This window comes from Seonamhaeicola marinus (assembly GCF_008085455.1).
The window spans coordinates 1-573 of the sequence record NZ_VSDQ01000611.1; the positions used below are offsets into that span (position 1 = coordinate 1).

The following is a 573-nucleotide window of genomic DNA, read 5'->3' on the forward strand; positions in this document are numbered from 1 at the left end:
TGTTTTTTAAAGGACGATCAATAATATTTAAAGAGCAAGGTCAAATTTTACTCTTACGTTTAGCTCAAGATTTAGAAGAGTTAGGCAAAGTAGAACAAATGCCAAAATTAGAAGGTAAACGTATGACTATGTTTATTGCTCCTAAAAAATAATACTGGCTCATATTCAGTAAAAAAATAATTAAGCGAAATAATTAAAACTAGGAAAAGAAAATGCCTAAAATGAAGACAAAGTCTAGTGCTAAAAAACGTTTTAAATTAACGGGCACTGGCAAAATTAAAAGAAAGCACGCTTTTAAAAGTCACATCTTAACAAAGAAGTCTAAAAAGCGTAAGCTTGCGTTAACCCATGATACATTAGTACATAAGGCTGACGAAGATAATATTAAAACAATGTTACGTTTAAAGTAACAAACGTTTTAATTGGTTAAAACAAATTGTAAAACCCTGGAGTGTGGCTCATTTAATTTAAAACTATAAGTTTTAGAAAAAATACCAAAGCGTTTATTTATAAACCGCCCACTACAAAAAACTTAAAAATTATGCCAAGATCAGTAAATTCTGTAGCTAAAAG

At 29.1% G+C, this 573-nt stretch carries 1 protein-coding gene and 1 pseudogene; both read left to right on the plus strand.

Features of this window, described 5'->3' with window-relative positions:
* A pseudogene (locus FUA24_RS10805) lies at positions 1 to 152 on the plus strand (translation initiation factor IF-3 C-terminal domain-containing protein); the annotation flags it as partial.
* 60 nt (positions 153 to 212) lie between these two features.
* Positions 213 to 410, plus strand: coding sequence for a 50S ribosomal protein L35 (gene rpmI, locus FUA24_RS10810; protein ID WP_019388182.1), 198 nt, complete (start codon positions 213 to 215; stop codon positions 408 to 410).
* The last annotated feature ends 163 nt before the right edge of the window (positions 411 to 573 follow it).